The organism is Brachybacterium sp. AOP25-B2-12, assembly GCF_052378625.1.
GTDB lineage: Bacteria > Actinomycetota > Actinomycetes > Actinomycetales > Dermabacteraceae > Brachybacterium.
In genome coordinates this window covers 1-202 of the sequence record NZ_JBQSXW010000102.1, presented here as the reverse complement: position 1 = coordinate 202, position 202 = coordinate 1, and the positions used below count along the sequence as shown (strand labels likewise).

At 63.9% G+C, this 202-nt stretch carries 1 pseudogene; it reads right to left on the bottom strand.

Annotated elements, in window-relative coordinates:
* Window positions 1-202: pseudogene (locus ACT3TZ_RS15335) on the bottom strand (IS3-like element ISPfr13 family transposase); the annotation flags it as partial.

Sequence of the window (202 nt, the reverse complement as noted above, 5' to 3'; positions counted from 1 at the left end):
GACTCGACTGCGAAACCCTCGGCTCTCATCTCATCGATGAACGCGATGATCAGCGGTTGCGGGGGTCGAGCTCCCCCGCGAAGAAAATCGACGCCTTCCGGAGGATCTCGTTGTCTTCCCGCAACCGCCGATTCTCGGCCTTCAAGCGCTTGACCTCGGCGGACTCCTCGCTAGTCACGCCGGGCCGGGTGCCGTCGTCGAC